Consider the following 18,030-nt stretch of genomic DNA (forward strand, 5'->3'; position numbering starts at 1 on the left):
CGCGGTCATGCGAATACTGCTGACCAGCTGGGCGTGGGCCACGCACATGTACCACATGGTGCCGCTGGGCTGGGCCTTCTGCGCGGCGGGCCACGAGGTCCGGGTGGCGAGCCAGCCCGCGCTCGTCGAGGCCATCCGCAGCACCGGCCTGACCGCGGTCGCGGTCGGCGAGGACGTGGACTTCCTGTCGGCGCGGGCCCGCGACCGGGTGCAGCCGGTCGACCAGCTGCCCCCGCCGGGGTCAGTGCCGGACTACCGGCGGATGTGGCGCAACACCACCACCCGGATCACCGATCTGGCCGACGCGATGGCTCCCGACCTGACCGACTTCTGCCGGGCGTGGCGACCGGACCTGGTCGTCTGGGACTGGATGACCTTCGGGGGCCCGATCGCGGCCCGGCTGACGGGGGTGCCCAGCGCGCGGTTCCTCTACGGCCCGGACCTGCTGACCCGGCTGGGGCGCGCCGCCGAGGAGGCCGACCCCGGCGGGCGCGACCGCTGGCTGTCCGACCTGTACGGCCGCTTCGGCGCCGAACCCGGCGGCGCGGGGGCCGAGTGGGGCGGGACGGCGCTGCTGGACACCTGCCCGCCGAGCGCGCAGCTGCCCGGCGTGGACGGGCTGCGGATGCGCTACATCCCCTACAACGGACCGGCCGAGGCTCCCCGGTGGACGGTCGAGCCGCCGCGGCGCCCCAGGGTCTGCGTCACCATGGGGCTGCTCACCCGCAACCTGCGCAACCAGGACTCGGTCCTGCTGCCCGAGCTGCTGCGCGAGCTGTCCGGCGCGGACGCCGAGGTGGTCGTCGCGGGCACGCCCGCGCAGCGCGCCGAGCTGACCGACCTGCCCGCCAACGCCCGGTTCGCCGAGCTGGTGCCGCTGCACGCGCTGCTGGGCGGCTGTTCGGCGATCGTGCACCAGGGCGGCGCGGGCACCGCGATGTCCGCCGCCTACTACGGGGTCCCGCAGGTGGTCGCCGCGGCGATCGCGGACCAGCCGTTCAACGCCGAGCGGTTCGCGCGCACCGGCGCCGTCGTCCCGGTCCCCGCGGTGGCGGGCAGCGAGGGCGCGGTCCGGGCGGCGGTCGACGAGGTGCTCACCAAGCCGCAGTACCCCGCGGCGGCGCGGGCGCTGCGGGACGAGGTCATGGCCCAGCCGTCCCCCGCGGCGGCGGTCGAGGCGTTGAGGGAGGCGGTCCGATGATCCACGGCGATGTGCCGCACGTGCCGTTGAAGGTGTCGCGCTGCGTGCTGGGCACCTCGGGGTGCCGCGACGCCGGCGCGTACGCCCTGCTGGACGCGTACCTGGAGGCCGGGGGCAACTGCCTGGACAGCGCCCACGTCTACGGTGGCGGCCGGTCCGAGGTGACGGTCGGCGCGTGGCTCGCCGAGCGGGGCGTGCGCGAGGAGGTGGTGATCGTGGGCAAGGGGGCGCACCCGCCGGACTGCCGCCCCGAGGCGATCGGGCCGCAGCTCACCGAGTCCCTGGACCGCCTGGGCACCGACCACTTGGACGTCTACCTGCTGCACCGGGACGACCCGGAGGTGCCGGTGGACGAGTTCGTCGACGCGCTGGAAGCCGAGGTGCGTGCCGGGCGCATCCGCTGCTACGGCGGGTCGAACTGGAGCGTGGAGCGGGTGCGGGCGGCCGACGAGCACGCCGCCCGCGTGTCCGGGCAGGGCTTCACGGCGCTGAGCAACCACTTCTCGCTCGCCGAGCCCGTGGAGCCGCTGTACCCCGGCTGCGTCGCGGTGGACCGGGCGGGGCGGGAGCACCTCGCCGCCACCAGGACGGCGCTGTTCCCGTGGTCCTCGCAGGCGCGGGGATTCTTCTCCGGCGTGGACCCCGCGCTGCTGGACCCGAACATGGTGCGGTGTTGGGACACCCCCGCCAACCGCGAGCGGCGCGAGCGCGCGGCGGTCCTGGCCCGGCGCCACTCGGTCGAGGTCATCAACATCGCGTTGGCCTACGTGCTCGCGCAGCCGTTCCCGGCGTACCCGATCATCGGCCCGCGCTCGACCGACGAGCTGCGGACCGCGCTCGCGGGCGTGGAGGTGCGGTTGACCGCGGCCGAGTGCCGCTGGCTGGAGAGCGGGGCGGGAACGCCCTGATCCGCGAGCTTCCCGGTGCCCCGCCGCGCGGTGGGGCACCGGGAACCGGTCGGTCAGGCGCCCGAGGCGATCGTCCGCGCGATGGCCGAGACGATCGCCTCGACGTGCCGGTCGGTGATGGCGGGGTGCACCGGCAGCGAGAAGGCCTGCTCGGACAGCATGTCCGCCACCGGGAAGGAGTCGCTGGTGTTCACCACCTTGGCGAACACCGGCTGCCGGTGCAGCGGGATCGGGTAGCGCGGCAGCACCGGGTAGCCCTCGGCGAGCAGCCTGCCGGTGAACTCGGCCGCGGTCATCCCGGTCCGCTGGCGGTCGAGCACGCACGTGTACTTCCACCAGCAGGGGTCCGCGGCCGGGGACGGCTGCGGCAGCAGCACGCCCGGCACGTCGGCCAGCAGCCGCGCCAGCAGGTCGCTGTTGCGTCTGCGGCGCTCGTCGTACTCGGCGATGCGTCCCATCTGGACCGAGCCCACCGCGGCCTGCGGCGCGGTGAGCCGGTAGTTGTACCCCAGCACCGAGTGGTGGTAGAGCCGCCGTGGGCCCGCCACCGGCTCCTCCCCGTGGCTGCGCAGCAGCCGCACCGACTCGGCCAGCGCGTCGTCGTCGGTCAGCACCGCGCCGCCCTCGCCCGCGGTGGTGATGATCTTGTCCTGCCAGAAGCTGAGGCACCCCAGCGCGCCGAAGCCACCGACCGGCTTGCCGTCGTAGCGGGTGCAGTGCGCCTGGGCGGCGTCCTCGACCAGGGCGACGCCGCGGCGGTCGCAGACCTCGCGCAGTTCGGCCAGGGGGGCCGCGCAGCCGTTGAGGTGCACCGCCACCACGGCGCGGGTGCGCGGGGTCACCCGGCGCTCGACCTCTTCGGGGTCCAGGCAGTAGTCGGTGGCCCGGACGTCGGCGAACACCGGCGTGGCGCCCTGGTAGAGCACCGGGCTGGCCGATGCGACGAACGTGTGCGCGGGCACGATGACCTCGTCGCCCTCGCCGACCCCCAGCGATGCCAGGGCCAGGTGCACTGCGCTGGTGCCCGTGTTGACCGCCACGGCGTGCCGCACGTCGTGGTGCGCTGCGAGCTTCTCCTCGAACTCCTCGACGAGCCTGCGGCCGACCAGCTGGGACATCTGGTTGGCGGCGACCGCCTCGCGGGCGGCCTCCGCTTCCTCCGGCCCCATCTGCGGCCACGTCGGGAATTCGATCGCGGGTCGAACGTCTTCCTGAGCCATGGCCACGAGCTTGCTCGCGCGCCGGTTCCCGTGCTGCTCAACACTGATCAGGTGGGTCGCGGCCGCTCAGCCCGCGAGCACGACCTCGCGCTCGGCGCAGCCGGGGTGCAGGAACTCCAGCAGCCGCTCGCCCTGCGCGGTCAGCGCCCGGCGGTCGGCGGCCTTGACCGCGGCGAACGGGGTCAGCGTCAGCACCGCCGTGCGGCGCTTGGCCGTCGAGGACCACAGGCCCGCCACCACGCCGTCCAGCAGGAACGTCGGCTTGATCTGGAGGTTGGCCCGCACCGAGACCGCGTCGCGGTGCGCCTCGGGCAGGACGCGCTCGCGGCGCTGCGCGTGGTAGGCCAGCAGCGCGCTGTCGAACGCGGCCAGGAAACGGGGCCCGACGCGCACCCCCTCGTCGGGGCGCGGCGCGTCCACGAGGTCGTGCACCTGCCTGCCCGCCTCGTCGGTGAAGCGCACCAGGGTGTCCCCGAGCCGCTCCAGGGACTCGCGTACACCCGGTGTGCTCCAGCCCGTCCAGTACGCGACGTCCTCGACCGTGGCGGGCCCGAAGGCCCGCAGGTGGTGGCTCACCACGGCGTCCAGCGCGGCCTCGGTGGCGCGCTGCCCGACCGGTGGCGCCGCGCGGTAGTGCTTGGGCTCCTTGGCCCACCGGCCGTCACCGGGAACCCGCACCAGGAAGGGCCCGGTGCGCAGCGGTCGCCACTTGTGCTCGCGCTGGAACGCCAGCTCCTCCGCCCCCACGACACCCGGCCGGGCAGCGGCCCACTGCTCGGCGAAGGCCGAGATCTCCTCGACCGACCGCGGCTCGTCGGCGGCGAAGGCCGCCACCGCCGGGCGCAGGGCCGCCGAGTCGGGATGCGGCTCGCCCTTCGCCCGCCGCCAGTCGCACGCACCGGACCGCTCGGCCACCACGGCGTAGTCCGCGTGCTGGGCGGCGCTGACCACGTGCAGGGTCGCGCGCAGCAGCGTGCCCGCGACCAGCTCGCCCCCGGCGAGGGCGGCGTGCAGGTCCTCCGCGCGGAAGCCCGCGAGCCGGGACCACAGCGCGACCGGCGGCGCGGCCCACGACTGGGCCTGGATGGCGCCGATCGCCTCGACGGCCGCCACGACCGGCAGCGCCAACGGCTCCAGCAGGCCCTGGCGGGCCAGCAGCGCCCGGTTGAGCGCGCGGGTGGTGATGGGCTTCCCGCTCACGGTGGGTGGCCTCCTCGACTGGACGTGGCCGTGGCCGTGGCGCGCCGGACGGCTCAGGCGATGTCGTACTCCAGGGTGATCGCGCCCACCCGCGTGCCCTCCGACCGGTACTCGCCCGATCCCGACAGCCCGCTCAGCTCGTTGGTGCCCGATCCGGAGACCACGGCGAGCTCGCCCTGCACCGCGCCCCCGCTGAAGGTCAGGTGGGCCCGCAGCACGAACGAGCCGAACCGGCCGCCGACGGCCCCGGTGACCCGGAACAGCCCGACGATCTCGGCCTCGGACTCGGTCGGGTGCGCCATGAGGAACTCCGCCATGGCCTCGCCGTCGACGTCACCGGTCAGCCGGTGGCGCGACGTGGTGCGGGTGACCATGACGCCGTCGCCGTCCAGCGGGTTCTGCTCCCACGTCAGCACCTCGAACCCGCTCTTCGCCTGTGTGCCCACCAGTCTCTCCTGACCTCGTGCGGTTCCGGTCGACTGGCAAGGTAGGGCGACCGCCGGAGGCGGGCAGCTCAACAGTGAGCACGTCAACGGTGAGCACGCGACGACGAGCGCGCGGCCCGCCGCGCGGGGTCAGCTGCCGCCGAAGCGCGCCAGGCAGAACGGGTGCCCGGCCGGGTCCAGCATCACGCGCCAGCGCTCCGCGTTCGGCTGGGGCTCCGGCTTGGTGCCGCCCAGCTCCAGCACCTGCCGCTCCGCCTCGTCGAGGTCGGCGACGTCGATGTCGAGGTGGATCTGCTGCGGCACGTCCTGGGTGGGCCACTGCGGCGGGCGGTAGTCGGCCACCCGCTGGATGGCGATGGCCACCCCGCCCTCCGGCCCGGACAGGTAACACCCGTCGTCGTCGTTGTGCACGATCTCCAAGCCAGTCAGGCCGTGGTAGAAGGCCGCGAGGTTCTTGGCGTCGGCGCAGTCCAGGGTCACCGCGGCCAACCGCCCCACTGCAGTCATCGTAGAACTACCTCCAGTTACGTGTCGGATACCGAGCGGAACAGTACCAACAGAGTTCTGGAGGTACTACCCACCCGCACCGGGGATTGACTGCGGATGAGCGAACGTCGCAAACCGCCCAACGCGCGTCGGGTCGTTGACATCGGCCAATACGGAGTGGTAGCCATGGGGGAGCCCATTTTTGGGGAATCTACCGGAAAATTCTTGCAGACCAGGTTGCGAAATCGGTAGAGGTTCCGTCTGCCGTTGGCAACCTCATCTCCGCCGCACACATGGGGGAAATACCAGCGATGGAACCGCGATGTCTGCAGCAACAGCCCGGCCGGGAGGACCGCGACGGCGGCTTCCTGATGCACCTGCTCCCCGGCTCCAGGGGTACGACGGCCTCGCTCACCCTGGAGTCCTATCCGCAGAATTCCTTGCGGTGCGGCGACATGCACGTCGTCGGCCGACTCGACCACCTGGAGTCGTTCACCCCCGACCCGACTGACGACGGGACGCTCCCCGGCGTGCCGCTGCCCAGGGTGGCGCCCGAGCGGCTGGCCGGGTGCGCCCCCGCGCAACGACCGACGCAGACCCCCGCCGGGAGGTTGGCCGAACGACTGCGCGCCACGGGCCTGCCCACGCCGACGCTCCGACTGCCGCAGCACGACAGCCTCTACAACTGCGGCGAACCGGGCGATGCGCTCTACACCATCGAATCCGGGTGCGTCAAAACGATGACCTACTCCGCCGTCGGGAAATTCTGCCTGCTCGACATCCACACCGCGGGCGACTTGATCGGGGAGTCCTGCCTGCTCGGCCGCGGGCGAACCGAAACGGCCACCGCGATGTTGCCCACCGTGCTCCGCACGGTGCGCCGCGATCATTTCGTGGATTCACTGTCCGACGGCTCCCTGCGGGCGGAGGTGCTGCGCTACCTGGCCGACCGCATCGCCCAGCAACAGAAAACGATTTCCCTTTTCGTGACGCTGGACAGCGAGCGCAGGCTGGCGGCCACTCTGCTGCGCCTGGGCCGCAAGCTCGGCGTGCGGCGCGGCGAGCTGCTGCTGCTCCCCCACCGGATCACCCACGAGGAGCTGGGTGGCCTCGTCGGCACCACCCGCTCCAGGGTCGGCTACTTCCTCAAGCGGTTCCGCGACATCCGGCTGGTCGAGGCCACCGGTCCGTGGCCGCTGGCGGTGCACGAGCGCCGGATCGCCGACTACGTCGAGGACCCCGACCTCTGAGTGGGGACCGCGCGGACCCGTGAGCGCTTGTGCCGATCCCCGGCACAAGCGCTCACGTTTCACCGCGCGTAGAGCTCCAGGGCGATGGCGGGGCGGTCGCCGAACCTCTTCCCCACCTGCCGGGCGAACCCGGTCATCGGACCGCGCACGTCGGTGATCGGGGGGTTGAGCCCGGCGAGGTAGCTGCGGTGCGCCTCCAGCGAGGCGATGCCCGCCTCCAGGGTGTCGGTGACGTCAACCGCGTGGGTGGGGTGCGGCGACTGCGCGATGGCGACGTAGCGCACGTGCCACGGCGACGGGCCCGCGTCGGGGAACACCCACCGGTTGCCCGCGTCGCCCACCGCGTCGATCAGCGCGCGGCCCGCGTTGCGGTGGTCCGGCGAGTTCCACTTCCCGCTGATGGTCAGCTCGTGGTGGTTGAACCCGATGACCAGGTCCGGCCGGTGCTTGCGCAGCGCGGCGGTGATGTCGCGGCGCAGCGCCACCCCGTACTCCAGCACCCCGTCGGGGTGGTCGAGGAACTCCACGTCCTTGACCCCGACCAGTGCGGCGCTGGCGCGCTGCTCCTGCTCCCGCAGCCGGGCCGCCTCGGCGGGCTCGACCCCGTCGATGCCCGCCTCGCCCCTGGTCAGCAGCAAGTAGTGGACGGCCTTGCCCGCCTCCGTCCACGCCGCCACCGCGGCGGCCGCCCCGAACTCGATGTCGTCGGGGTGGGCCACCACCGCCAGGGCCCGCTCCCAGTCCTCCGGCATCGGCTGCAACTGGTCCGACATCTTTTCCTCCCGTGACGCCTGCGCGACTCACCCGGCCGGCCTGGTGAACACGACCGCCGAGTTGAACCCGCCGAAACCGAAACTGCTGGACAGAGCCACCTCGACCGGCATCGACCGGGCCACGGGGCCCGCGAACCGCACCTCCGGGTCGATCGGGTGGTCGAGGTTGGCGTTGGGATGGGCGAAACTCCCGTCGAGCTGCACGACCGCGGCCACCGCCTCCACCACGCCCGCGGCGGTCAGGCAGTGCCCGGTCAGCCCTTTGGTGGAGTTGATCACGGGCACCCGGAAATCCACCCCCAGGGCGGCCCTCAGCGCGCGGACCTCCGTCGCGTCGCCCAGCGGCGACGCCGAGCCGTGACCGTTCACATAGGACAACTCGTGCGGTCGGACGCCCGCGCGCCGCAGCGCCCCTGCGATGACGGCCGCTTCGACCTCCTCGTCGGGATCGGCGAGGTTGTTGGCCGCCAAGCGGGTCACGCCGCCCGCGAAAGCGGCGACCGCCGCCACGCCGCGCCGCCGGGCGGTGGCGGCGGACTCCAGCACCAGGCAGGCGCTCCCCTCGCCTGGGACGAAACCGCGGCGGCCCGCGTCGAAGGGGCGGCACATCGCGGTCGGGTCGCCTCCCGGCGGCGCCATGGCGCCCAGCGCGGTCAGCGCCCGCCGCTCCAGAGGACCGAGTTCCAGCATCGCACCCACCACGAGGCAGGCGTCCACCTCGCCGGAGGACACCAGCCGCGCCCCCGCGACCAGGCCGACCGACCCCGACGCCGACGCCCCGCCCACGGTGCAGCCCTCGCCCGTGGTGCCCAGGACCGCGCTGAGCGTGCCGACGTGGTCGGTGTCCAGCGCGCGGAGGGCGAAGCTCGGGCGCAACCGCCCCGGCCGGGTGGCGCACTCGGCCTGGGCGTCGTGGCAGTACCGCGCGGTCAGGTTGCTGCCCGCCACCACCAGGCCGACCCGCTCCGGTGGCAGGGGGCGGTCGTGCAGCTCCGCCGACGCCCACGCCTGCAGCGCCGCGACGACCGCGACCCTCAGCGGCAGCGGCGACCGCGCGGCCACGCGGGTCGCGCGGTCGCGCAGCCGCGCGGGCAGCTCGCGCAGGCGGAGGACCTCGTCCGGGAAGGACCACCCGGTGATCCGCGCACCCGCCGGGTCGGTGATCCCGGTCCGGCCGCCGCGCAGCGCCTCGGTGAAGGACGGCACGTCCCGCCCGATCGCGCTGACCACGCCCATCCCGGTGACCACGACCCCCGGCGGCATCAGCAGTGCCTCACCAGCAGCCGGACCAGGTCGCCGATGTCGGCGACGCCGCCGAACTCGGCGACGGGCACGGTGATGCCGAGGTCGTCCACGGTCATCGCCGCCACGTCCGCCCGGTCGATGCTGTTGCAGCCGAGGTCGGCCAGGGACCGATCCGGCGTGATCAGCTCGGGGTCGAGGTCCGGCACGACCGCCAGGACGTTGCGCCTGACCGCCTCCAGGACCGCCGACTCGTCCACCGCGCCGCCCACCGCGCCTCCCCGATCAGCCGTTGGCCGCGCCCACACCGGACGCGCGCGTGGTGAACGGGTGCCCCAGCGTGGTGTGCGTGGCGATGCGGTTGTGCCCGTGGGTGTCCTGCCCGGACACCAGCACCGCGCCCCACTTCTCCAGCGACACCGAGCCGCCGTACTCCTCGACCACGTCCGTGTCCGGGTACACCCGCACCGAGGTCGGCACGTACCGCCCCGCGAAGCCCAGCCGCATCTCGTCGGTCTTGCCCGCGTGGGGCAGGGAGGCGTGCATGAGCGTGGACCAGAACATGATCGCCTGCCCTGGTCGCATCACCATGGACACCGCCTTGGACTCCTCCGGCTTCCAGTCCGGGTCGATCTGGAGGTCCCGGTAGTCGTAGCCGAAGAACCCGCGGCGAACCCCGTCCTTGTCCACCTTGTTGATCTTGTCCGGGTCGTAGTGCATCCGCTTGGTCTCGTCGTAGAACATGCTGCGGTGGGTGCCGGGGATGAACTGCAGGCAGCCGGTCTCCTCGTTCGCCTCGGTGAAGGCGGTCCACACCGTCAGCGTGCCGCCGAAGTCCTCGCCCTCGCCCGGCCACAGGATCTGCGGCTTGCCCGAGGCGTTGGCGAACGTGTCGGCCTGGTGCCAGTCGGTGCCCTCGTCGCCGGGGTACTTGGGGAAGAACTCGCTGCGCCAGCACAGCACGTCGGGGCCGAGCACGCTGGCCACCCGGTCGACGATCTCCGGCCTGACGATGTGGTCGGCCAGGAACGCGTTGTCCATGTGCCGGTCGTAGTTGGCGATGTTGGTGTTGCCGGACTCGGCGGCGTCGCCCTGGTAGATGGCGTGGCTGCGGTCCATCAGCCGCATCCGCTCGCGCCGCCAGCGCGCCTTCATCTCCTCGACCTCGTAGACCTGGAAGGGGCCGAAGTAGCCACGGCTGTGGAAGCTCGCCAGCTCCTCCGCGCTCAGCGCGAAGCTGTCACCGGACATGTCATCCTCCTACCTGTTGCAAGTCGGCCCGCCGGGTTCGCGCGGCAACGCAGCCGGCCAGGCAGGTGATCGTGGGCTCCTCCAGCTCCGCACCGGTCAGCCCGGCGCGGAACCGGTCGTTGACGGCGGCGATGATCCGCGCGAACGCCAGCGAGGTGACGCCGTGCTCGAACAGATCGTCGTCCGGGCCGATGGACGGGCGGCCGGTGATCTCCGCGACGATCGCGCGCACCACCGCCTCGTCACCGCTCGCGCCGTCGCCCGGCACCGCGCTCGCTCCGGTCGCCGCCGACCGCAGTGCCGCGCGGTCGAGCTTGCCCTGCGGGGTCAGCGGGAGGTCGGTGACGACCCGGTAGTCCGAGGGGCGCAGGTGGGCGGGCAGCCGGGCGGCGAGCCGGGCCAGCTCCCCGGCCAGGCGGTCGGCGTCCCGGTCCGGCCGGTCGACCGCGGCCGCCACGACGGCCAGCAGGCGCACGTCGCCGTCGCCGTGGTCGTCGTTGACCACCACCGCGGCGGTGATCTCCGGGTGCTCCAGCAGCACCGCCTCCACCTCGGCGGGTTCGACCCGGTAGCCGCGCACCTTCAGCTGCCGGTCGGTCCGGCCGAGGTAGCGCAGCTCTCCGCCGACCCGGACGGCCAGGTCGCCCGAGCGGTACCAGCGCACGCCCCCCAGCTCGACGAAGCGCTCCGCGGTCAGCTCCGGCCTGCCGAGGTAGCCCGAGGCCACGCCCGGCCCGCTGACCAGGATCTCGCCCGGCGTGCCATCGGGGACGGGACGGCGGTCCTCGTCGAACAGCTCGACCCGCACCAGGGGCAGCGGCGCGCCGAGGGGGCTGACGTCGGGGTGGTCCAGGTCGGCGGCCTCGATGCGCCGCAGGGTGGCGTGCACCGTGACCTCGGTGATGCCGTACATGTTGACCAGCTGCGGCGACCGGTCGCCGTGCCGGGCGATCCACGGGCGCAGGACGCCCATGTCCAGCCGCTCACCGCCGAACACCACCAGCCTCAGGCTGTCCGCCCCGTCGACCTGGTCCACCAGTCTGCTGAACGCCGACGGGGTCTGGCTGAGCACGGTCACCCGCTCGGCCGCCAACAGCTCGGCGAAGCGGGCGGGTGTCCTGGCCACGTCGGTGTCGACGACGACCAGCCGCCCACCGTGCAGCAGGGCTCCCCACATCTCCCAGACGGAGAAGTCGAAGCTGATCGAGTGGAACAGCGTCCACACGTCCAGGTCGTCCAGCTCCAGCGCGGGGCCGGTCTGCTCGAACAGGCCGATCACCTGCTCGTGGGTGATGGGCACGCCCTTGGGCACACCGGTCGACCCCGACGTGTGGATCACGTAGGCCGGGTCCGCGGGCCCGGCGGGCTCGTCCTGGACGGGCTCGTCACCCGAGGGCCACTCCTCCTCGCGGTCGAGCAGCAGCACCCGGCGGCCGGGGCCGTCCACGGCGGACGCGACCGCGGACACCGAGACGATGAGGTCCACACCGGTGTCGCGGAGCAGGAAGTCGATCCGCTCGACCGGGTAGGCCGGGTCCAGCGGCACGTAGGCGCCGCCCGCCTTGAGGATCGCGAGCACGCCGACCACGAGGTCGGCCGAGCGGTCGACGCACAGGCCCACCAGCGAACCGCGGCGCACGCCCGCCCGGCGCAGCGCCGCTGCGGCCCGGTCGGCCGACGCGTTGAGCTCGCCGTAGGTCAGCTGCCGCTGTCCGCTGACGGTGACCGCCGCCCGGTCCGCGAAACGGGCGGCCTGGCGTTCGAAGAACGTGTGCAGGCATCGCGCAGTCATCTAGCACCTCTCTGTCGGGGCCGGGGTGCGGGCGACGCGGCGGACCGGGATCCCCTTGCGTCGTCAGGACGCTAACCACGTCCGGCGACCGCCTCTGCTCACTTTTATTCAGCGCCGGGAGGTCGTGCCGGGGCGCAGTGTTGAGCAGCACCCCGGCAGGCCGCCTCCTACGGTCCGGGCGACGGAGGAGGTGCGATGAGGGCGTGGCTGTACCCTGGGCAGGGCTCCCAGCATCGCGGGATGGGGGCGGGGCTGTTCGAGCGGCACCCCGATCTGGTGGCGGTCGCCGACGCCGTGCTCGGCCACTCGGTCACCGAGCTGTGCCTGGAGGACCCGCACGACCGGTTGGGCGACACCCGCTACGCGCAGCCCGCTCTGTTCGTGGTCGGGGTCCTGAGCCACCTCGCCATGGCCGAGGACGAACCGCCGCCGGACTTCCTGGCGGGGCACAGCCTCGGCGAGTACGTCGCGCTGTTCGCCGCGGGCAGCTTCGACTTCCCCACCGGTGTCGAGCTGGTGCGGCGGCGCGGTGAGCTGATGTCCCTGGCGACCGGGGGCGGCATGGTGGCCGTGGTCGGACCGACGGCCGGGACCGTGTCGTCACTGCTGGCCGAGGGCGGGTACGACGACGTCGACATCGCCAACCACAACGCGGCCGATCAGGTGGTGCTCTCGGGACCGCGGTCCTCGCTGGAGGCCCTGCGGCGGGAGATCCGCGCTCGCGGAGGGCGGTGCGTGCCGCTGAAGACCAGCGGCGCGTTCCACTCCCGCGCCATGCGGCCCGCCGCCGAGCAGTTCGCCCGGCACCTGGCCGGGGTGGCGGTGGCCGATCCCGCGCTGCCCGTGCTGTCCAACGTCACCGGGCTCCCCTACCCCCCTGGCTCGGTGCGCCGCCTGCTGGCCGAGCAGGTCCACCGCCCGGTCCAGTGGGCGCGGTGCATGGCGCACCTGCTCGACAGCGGGGTGACCGAGGTGGCGGAAGTCGGTCCCGGCACCGTGCTGACCGGCTTGTGGCGGTCCGCCCTGCGGTCCGCGCGCCGCCCCGCCCCGGTCGGCGACGCCGGGGGCGGCGGGGCGACCGCCGCGGCGCGCCCGGCCGCGAGCACCGCCGAACCCCGGCCCGAACAGCTCGGCTCGACCGCGTTCCGCGCCGACTACGGCCTGCGCTACGCCTACCTGGCGGGGTCGATGTACCACGGGATCTCCTCTACCGACCTGGTCATCAGGATGGGGAGGGCCGGGCTCATGGGCTTCTTCGGCGCGGGCGGCCTGCGCGTCGAGCGGGTCGACGAGGCGCTCGGCGAGATCCAGGCCGCCCTCGGGCGGGACGGCCGGTACGGCGCGAACCTGCTGTCCACACCGGACCGTCCGGACGCCGAGGAAGCCGTGGTGGACCTGTACCTGCGCCGCGGTGTCCGGCACGTGGAGGCCGCAGCTTACACCAGGATCACCCCCGCGCTGGTGCGCTACCGCTACGCGGGCGCGCACGTCGACCGGACCGGGCGACCGGTCGCGGTCAACCGCGTGCTGGCCAAGGTCTCCCGGCCGGAGGTGGCCGCGGCGTTCCTGCGACCGCCGCCGCGGGCGGTGGTGGACCGCCTGGTCGACCAGGGCCGCCTCACCGCTGCCGAGGCCGCGGTGGCGGCCTCGCTGCCGGTGAGCGAGGACCTCTGCGTCGAGGCCGATTCCGGCGGCCACACCGACGGCGGCGTCGCCCTGGCGCTGCTGCCGTCGGTGCGACGGCTGGCGGACGAGGTCGCCGGTCGGGGCGCGGTCCGGGTCGGCGCGGCGGGCGGCCTGGGCACGCCGGAAGCGCTGGCCGCGGTGTTCCTGCTGGGAGCGGACTTCGTGGTGACCGGGTCGATCAACCAGTGCACCCCGGAGGCGGGCACGTCCGAGGCGGTCAAGGACATGCTCGCGGCGCTGGACGTGCAGGACACCGGCTACGCGCCCGCGGGCGACATGTTCGAGGCGGGGGCCCGCGTGCAGGTGGTGCGCAAGGGCACGCTGTTCGCCGTCAGGGCCAACCGGCTGCACCAGCTCTACCGCGGCTGCGGCGGGGTGGAGGAGATCGAACCGGGAACCCGCGCCGTGCTGGAGCGCGACGTCTTCGGCAGGCCGCTGGACGCGGTGTGGGCGGAGGTGCGCGACCACCTCGCGGCCCGCAGGCCCGACGAGCTGGTCCGCGCCGAGCGCGACCCCAAGCGCAAGCTCGGCCTGGTGCTGCGCTGGTACTTCCGCCACTCCACCGCGGTGGCGCTGCGGGGTGTCGAGCGGGAGCGGGTCAACTTCCAGGTGCACTGCGGCCCCGCCATGGGCGCGTTCAACCGGTGGGTCGCGGGGACCGACCTGGAGGACCGGCGGCGCAGGCACGTGGACGTGGTCGCGGAGCGGCTGATGACCGCCACCGCGCGGTACCTGCGGGAGCGGCTGGACGCCGTGGCGGGCGGACCGCTCGCCGAGCGGGCGCCCTCGCCCGCTGTCGGGGTCGGCCCGTCGTGACCGGCGACTGGATCACCGGGTCCGGCGCGGGTGGCGACGCGCCGGTGCTGCTGTTCTGCGTCCCGCACGCCGGGGGCGGGGGCGGCTTCTTCCGGCCGTGGGCGGAAGCGCTGCGCCCGGACGTGCGGGTGCTCCCGGTCGTGCTGCCGGGCCGGGAGCGCAGGCTGCGCGAGCGGCCGCTGACCCGCGCCGAGGACATCGTCGGGCCGCTGGCCCGCGCGGTGGCGCGGCGGGTCGACCGGCCGTTCGCCGTGCTGGGGCACAGCATGGGCTCCGTGCTGGCCTACGAGGTGGCGCGCAGGCTGGAGTCCGAGGGGCACCACCCGCTGTGCCTGTTCGCCTCCGGCAGGCGGGCGCCGCACCTGCCCGCGCGGCGCCCGCCGCTGCACCCGTTGCCCGAGGCGGAGTTCCTCGACCAGGTGGGTCGGTTGAACGGCACCCCGCCGGAGGTGCTGCGCGACGCCGGGCTGCGGGCGCTGTTCACCCCGTCGCTGCGCGCCGACTTCGAGGTCAACGAAACCTACGCGCCGCTGCCGGGGCCGCCGCTGCGCTGCCGGGTCTCCGCGCTCGTCGGGGGCGCCGACCCCGAGGCCGACCTGGAGGAGGTGGCCGCGTGGCGGCACGCCACGACCGGGGAGTTCACCCTGCGGGTATTCCACGGCGACCACTTCTACCTCAAGGGCGCTCCCGCCGAGCTGCTCGCGGCCATCCGGGCGGACCTGCGGCGCGGTGTCGAGGCGGTGGCCGGTCCCCTGCTCAATCGTGAACAGCGATCCCCCGACCCGCACGGGTAGAACCGGCACCACGGACCTCCCGCCACGCACGAGAAGGGACGCGCGATGACCGCCACCACCCCACCCCGGACCGCCGCGGTGACCAGGGCGCAGGACCAGACCTCGCTCGCCCCGGACCGGCTGCTGCACACGGGCAACGCGGGCTTCGTGATCTACCGGCAGGGCCGGTTCAACTACGAGTTCGCGGAGGAGGGCCGGGGCTTCAGCGTCGACCTGCTGCGCTACATGAACGACAAGCAGGCGGGCGTGGCGAGCACCTACTGCTACGAGGAGGTCTTCGGCGTCCGGGACAGGCTGCACTGGCTGATCCACCTCCGCTCGCCCAACGAGTACCGCAAGCTGCTCGACATGGTCGACCACGACAAGCGGGTGCAGCAGATCAACACCGTCGACCGGCTGCCCGAGAAGGGCCACGGCAACTGGGAGCGCATCTTCGTCGAGGGCAGCATCGAGGAGCGCGTCCTGGTGCCCCAGCACGGCCTCGGCCACCACCACGACGAGGAGGCCGAAGTGGACAACTACGTCCCCTCCGCCCGCAACCAGACCAGCCAGCCGCTGGACGTGCAGCTCAACTCCGCCAACGCGGGCGCGATCGTGCTGCGCACCGCCCACGTGAAGTACGAGTTCCGGGAGGAGGGCAGGCTGTTCGCCTACGACTGGCAGGAGCACGTCAACCGCGAGCTGGCGGGCTCGGTCACGGTGCTGCTGTTCGAGGAGAACTTCGGCAAGCAGGACCGCATCTACTCGATGATCCACCTGCGCGAGCCGGACGACTACTGGCGGCTGGTCGAGCTGGACCGCAGCCCGGCCACCGCGGAGCGCGTCCACCGCAAGCAGCGGATCCACGACTCCAAGGGCGGCGGCACCTGGCAGCGGCTGTTCGTGCAGGACAGCGTGCGGGACACGCTGCTGCTGCCGCAGGCGCCCGGTGGCGGGAAGTCCTGATCGGACGACGAGGGGCGGGGAGGCCCGGATGGCCCTCGGCATCGAGGCGATCAACGCGTACGTCGGCCGCGCCTGCGTGGACGTGCGCGAGCTGTTCTCGCGGCGCGGGCTGAGCATGGCCCGGTTCGACAACCTGATGATGCGGCAGCGGTCGGTCGGGCTGCCGTGCGAGGACCCGGTCACCAACGCGGTCAACGCGGCCAAGCCGCTGGTCGACACCCTGTCCCCGGCCGAGCGGGAGCAGGTGGAGCTGGTGGTGGTCGGCACCGAATCCGGTCTGGACTTCGGCAAGTCCATCAGCACCTACGTGCACCACCACCTCGGGCTGCCCGCGCGCTGCCGGTCGTTCGAGGTCAAGCACGCGTGCTACGGCGGCACCGCCGCGCTGCGCACCGCGGTGGGCATCGTCGCCACGAGCGCGTCCCCGCGGGCTCGCGCCCTGGTCGTGGCGACCGACGCGCCCAGCGCGGTGTCGCGCGGCAGCTACTGGGAGCCGTCGGAGGGCGCGGGCGCGGTGGCGATGCTGGTCGGCAGGCAGGCCGGGGTCCTCCAGCTGGACCAGGGCGCCAGCGGGTTCCACACCTACGAGGTGATGGACACCGCCCGGCCCGCGACCGACGTGGACGTGGTCGACCCGGACGTGTCGCTGCTGGCCTACCTGGACTGCCTGGAGCACAGCTTCGCCGCCTACTCGGCCGCGGTGGCCGGGGTGGACGCCGTGGCCACCTTCGACGGCCTGGTGTTCCACACGCCGTTCGCCGGGATGGTCAAGGGCGCGCACCGCGCGCTGCTGCGCCGGTTCCACCCGCTGCCGCCCGACGAGGTCGAGGCTGACTTCCGGGCCCGCGTCGCCGCCTCGCTGGAGTACCCCGGCGCGGTCGGCAACCTGTTCTCCGCCTCGCTGTACCTGGCGCTGTGCTCGGCCATCGACCACGGGCCCACCGACCGGCCCCGGCGGTTGGGACTGTTCTCGTACGGCTCGGGGTGCGCGTCGGAGTTCTACAGCGGCGTGGTGCCCGCCGGCGCGGCCGAGCTGGTCGGCGCGATGGGCGTGGGCAAGGCCGTGGCGGACCGGTGCGAGCTGGCCGTCGACGAGTACGACCGGCTGGTCGAGGGACTCGCCGACAGCGCCTTCGGCACCCGCGACGCGGTGTTCGACCCAGCGCGGTACGGCCGGGTCTACGACACCCGCTTCGACGGTCGCGGGCTGCTGGTGCTGGACCGCATCCGCGACTTCCACCGGGAGTACCGGTGGACCTGAGCCGCTCCCGCGCCGTGGCGTCCCCGCTGGTGCGCGAGGTCTGCGTCAACCGGGGCGACCAGGCAGGCACCATCGACGACGCGCTGGTCCGGCGGCTGTACGACGAGCTGGACGCGGCCGAGGCCGACACCCGGTGCCGGGTGCTGCTGATCACCTCCGAACCGGGGGTGTTCAGCACCGGCATGGACCTGGTGGACGCGGCGCGGACCCCCGGCCCGCAGGATTCCGGCGGCCGGTTCTTCGACCTGCTGCGGCGCTTCACGCGCACCCCCCTGGTGGTGGCCGCGGTGGTCGACGGCCGGGTCGCGGGCGGCGGTGTCGGGCTGCTGGCCGCGTGCGACCTGGTGCTGGCCACCCCCCGCAGCACCTTCGCGCTGCCAGAGGCGCTGTGGGGTCTGCTGCCGTGCTGCGTGCTGCCCTTCCTGATCCGCCGCACCGGCTTCCAGAGGGCGTACGCCATGGCGCTGACCACCCGTCCCCTCGGCACCGCGGAGGCAGCGGCGTGCGGTCTCGTCGACGAGGTCGCCGACGACCCGGCCAAGGCGGTCCGGCGGCTGGTGTTCCGGGCGGGCAAGCTGGACGGGGCCACCGTGGGCGATCTCAAGCGCTACGCGGGCGCGCTGTGGGCGATCACCGACGACACCCGACGGCTCGCGGTGGAGGAGCTGGACCGGCTGATGGCGCTGCCGCGGGTGCGGGACCGGCTGACCGCGTACGCCGCGCACGGCCGCTACCCGTGGGAGAGCTGACCCGACCAGG

Annotated in this window: 17 protein-coding genes; 8 read left to right on the forward strand and 9 right to left on the reverse strand. The window is 73.6% G+C overall.

Annotated features, from left to right (window positions below):
- The first annotated feature begins 7 nt into the window (after positions 1-7).
- Complete coding sequence (locus JOF41_RS13845) at positions 8-1,201, forward strand: nucleotide disphospho-sugar-binding domain-containing protein (RefSeq protein ID WP_209619320.1); 1,194 nt, start codon at positions 8-10, stop codon at positions 1,199-1,201.
- A complete protein-coding gene (locus JOF41_RS13850; RefSeq protein ID WP_189223378.1) occupies positions 1,198-2,109 on the forward strand; it encodes an aldo/keto reductase in 912 nt (303 codons plus the stop codon). The genes JOF41_RS13845 and JOF41_RS13850 overlap by 4 nt, the downstream gene beginning before the upstream one ends.
- Positions 2,110-2,162: 53 nt before the next feature.
- On the opposite strand, the gene JOF41_RS13855 is transcribed toward JOF41_RS13850, so the two are convergent.
- The 4 genes from JOF41_RS13855 to JOF41_RS13870 all read right to left on the reverse strand — a co-directional run bounded on the left by JOF41_RS13855 (position 2,163) and on the right by JOF41_RS13870 (position 5,482).
- Positions 2,163-3,329, reverse strand: coding sequence for a DegT/DnrJ/EryC1/StrS family aminotransferase (locus JOF41_RS13855; protein ID WP_209619323.1), 1,167 nt, complete (start codon positions 3,327-3,329; stop codon positions 2,163-2,165).
- A 66-nt stretch (positions 3,330-3,395) separates the two neighbouring features.
- The gene (locus JOF41_RS13860; RefSeq protein ID WP_209619326.1) at positions 3,396-4,529 is read right to left on the reverse strand and encodes a winged helix DNA-binding domain-containing protein; all 1,134 of its coding nucleotides are present in this window, start codon (positions 4,527-4,529) and stop codon (positions 3,396-3,398) included.
- A gap of 53 nt (positions 4,530-4,582) precedes the next feature.
- Positions 4,583-4,975, reverse strand: a complete 393-nt coding sequence (locus JOF41_RS13865; protein ID WP_189223375.1) for a DUF3224 domain-containing protein — start codon at positions 4,973-4,975, stop codon at positions 4,583-4,585.
- 129 nt (positions 4,976-5,104) lie between these two features.
- Positions 5,105-5,482, reverse strand: a complete 378-nt coding sequence (locus tag JOF41_RS13870) for a VOC family protein (protein WP_209619329.1) — start codon at positions 5,480-5,482, stop codon at positions 5,105-5,107.
- A 290-nt stretch (positions 5,483-5,772) separates the two neighbouring features.
- Between JOF41_RS13870 and JOF41_RS13875 the strand changes: the two genes are divergently transcribed.
- Positions 5,773-6,711 carry a Crp/Fnr family transcriptional regulator gene (locus tag JOF41_RS13875; protein WP_209619333.1) on the forward strand — a complete coding sequence of 313 codons (939 nt, stop codon included), beginning with the start codon at positions 5,773-5,775 and terminating at the stop codon, positions 6,709-6,711.
- A gap of 59 nt (positions 6,712-6,770) precedes the next feature.
- Here JOF41_RS13875 and JOF41_RS13880 read toward each other — a convergent pair whose 3' ends face one another.
- The 5 genes from JOF41_RS13880 to JOF41_RS13900 are packed head-to-tail and all read right to left on the reverse strand — an operon-like array spanning position 6,771 to position 11,769.
- Positions 6,771-7,484, reverse strand: a complete 714-nt coding sequence (locus tag JOF41_RS13880) for a PIG-L deacetylase family protein (RefSeq protein ID WP_189223372.1) — start codon at positions 7,482-7,484, stop codon at positions 6,771-6,773.
- 27 nt (positions 7,485-7,511) lie between these two features.
- The gene (locus JOF41_RS13885; protein WP_244989589.1) at positions 7,512-8,747 is read right to left on the reverse strand and encodes a beta-ketoacyl synthase N-terminal-like domain-containing protein; all 1,236 of its coding nucleotides are present in this window, start codon (positions 8,745-8,747) and stop codon (positions 7,512-7,514) included.
- Positions 8,747-8,998, reverse strand: a complete 252-nt coding sequence (locus JOF41_RS13890; RefSeq protein WP_189223370.1) for a phosphopantetheine-binding protein — start codon at positions 8,996-8,998, stop codon at positions 8,747-8,749. The genes JOF41_RS13885 and JOF41_RS13890 overlap by 1 nt, the downstream gene beginning before the upstream one ends.
- Positions 8,999-9,011: 13 nt before the next feature.
- Positions 9,012-9,977 carry a chlorinating enzyme gene (locus JOF41_RS13895; protein WP_189223369.1) on the reverse strand — a complete coding sequence of 322 codons (966 nt, stop codon included), beginning with the start codon at positions 9,975-9,977 and terminating at the stop codon, positions 9,012-9,014.
- Position 9,978: 1 nt separating this feature from the next.
- On the reverse strand, positions 9,979-11,769 hold the full coding sequence (locus tag JOF41_RS13900) for a non-ribosomal peptide synthetase (protein ID WP_209619336.1): 1,791 nt from the start codon (positions 11,767-11,769) through the stop codon (positions 9,979-9,981).
- 195 nt (positions 11,770-11,964) lie between these two features.
- On the opposite strand from JOF41_RS13900, the gene fabD reads away from it, so the two are divergent.
- Genes fabD through JOF41_RS13925 form a run of 5 tightly spaced genes read left to right on the forward strand, consistent with a single transcriptional unit; the run spans position 11,965 to position 18,020 of the window.
- On the forward strand, positions 11,965-14,271 hold the full coding sequence (gene fabD / locus JOF41_RS13905; protein WP_209619338.1) for an ACP S-malonyltransferase: 2,307 nt from the start codon (positions 11,965-11,967) through the stop codon (positions 14,269-14,271).
- Positions 14,268-15,065: a thioesterase II family protein gene (locus JOF41_RS13910; RefSeq protein ID WP_229795525.1), complete on the forward strand. Its 798-nt coding sequence runs from the start codon at positions 14,268-14,270 to the stop codon at positions 15,063-15,065. Before fabD ends, JOF41_RS13910 begins: the two co-directional genes overlap by 4 nt.
- A gap of 45 nt (positions 15,066-15,110) precedes the next feature.
- Positions 15,111-16,010, forward strand: a complete 900-nt coding sequence (locus JOF41_RS13915) for a DUF6039 family protein (RefSeq protein ID WP_189223366.1) — start codon at positions 15,111-15,113, stop codon at positions 16,008-16,010.
- A 28-nt stretch (positions 16,011-16,038) separates the two neighbouring features.
- The gene (locus tag JOF41_RS13920; protein WP_209619341.1) at positions 16,039-17,271 is read left to right on the forward strand and encodes a hydroxymethylglutaryl-CoA synthase family protein; all 1,233 of its coding nucleotides are present in this window, start codon (positions 16,039-16,041) and stop codon (positions 17,269-17,271) included.
- Positions 17,262-18,020 (forward strand): enoyl-CoA hydratase-related protein, encoded by a 759-nt coding sequence (locus tag JOF41_RS13925; RefSeq protein ID WP_209619344.1) that lies wholly within the window; start codon positions 17,262-17,264, stop codon positions 18,018-18,020. The genes JOF41_RS13920 and JOF41_RS13925 overlap by 10 nt, the downstream gene beginning before the upstream one ends.
- The last annotated feature ends 10 nt before the right edge of the window (positions 18,021-18,030 follow it).

Source organism: Saccharothrix coeruleofusca (assembly GCF_017876325.1).
Taxonomy (GTDB): Bacteria; Actinomycetota; Actinomycetes; order Mycobacteriales; family Pseudonocardiaceae; genus Actinosynnema; species Actinosynnema coeruleofuscum.

Excerpts from the sequence above, each read along its gene's own strand:
- JOF41_RS13920 (WP_209619341.1), top strand. The coding sequence starts at position 16,039 with ATGGCCCTCGGCATCGAGGCGATCAACGCGTACGTCGGCCGCGCCTGC.
- JOF41_RS13875 (WP_209619333.1), top strand. The coding sequence starts at position 5,773 with ATGGAACCGCGATGTCTGCAGCAACAGCCCGGCCGGGAGGACCGCGAC.
- JOF41_RS13915 (WP_189223366.1), top strand. The coding sequence starts at position 15,111 with ATGACCGCCACCACCCCACCCCGGACCGCCGCGGTGACCAGGGCGCAG.
- JOF41_RS13880 (WP_189223372.1), bottom strand. The coding sequence starts at position 7,484 with ATGTCGGACCAGTTGCAGCCGATGCCGGAGGACTGGGAGCGGGCCCTG.
- JOF41_RS13895 (WP_189223369.1), bottom strand. The coding sequence starts at position 9,977 with ATGTCCGGTGACAGCTTCGCGCTGAGCGCGGAGGAGCTGGCGAGCTTC.
- JOF41_RS13900 (WP_209619336.1), bottom strand. The coding sequence starts at position 11,769 with ATGACTGCGCGATGCCTGCACACGTTCTTCGAACGCCAGGCCGCCCGT.
- JOF41_RS13885 (WP_244989589.1), bottom strand. The coding sequence starts at position 8,747 with ATGCCGCCGGGGGTCGTGGTCACCGGGATGGGCGTGGTCAGCGCGATC.
- JOF41_RS13855 (WP_209619323.1), bottom strand. The coding sequence starts at position 3,329 with ATGGCTCAGGAAGACGTTCGACCCGCGATCGAATTCCCGACGTGGCCG.
- fabD (WP_209619338.1), top strand. The coding sequence starts at position 11,965 with ATGAGGGCGTGGCTGTACCCTGGGCAGGGCTCCCAGCATCGCGGGATG.
- JOF41_RS13850 (WP_189223378.1), top strand. The coding sequence starts at position 1,198 with ATGATCCACGGCGATGTGCCGCACGTGCCGTTGAAGGTGTCGCGCTGC.
- JOF41_RS13870 (WP_209619329.1), bottom strand. The coding sequence starts at position 5,482 with ATGACTGCAGTGGGGCGGTTGGCCGCGGTGACCCTGGACTGCGCCGAC.
- JOF41_RS13845 (WP_209619320.1), top strand. The coding sequence starts at position 8 with ATGCGAATACTGCTGACCAGCTGGGCGTGGGCCACGCACATGTACCAC.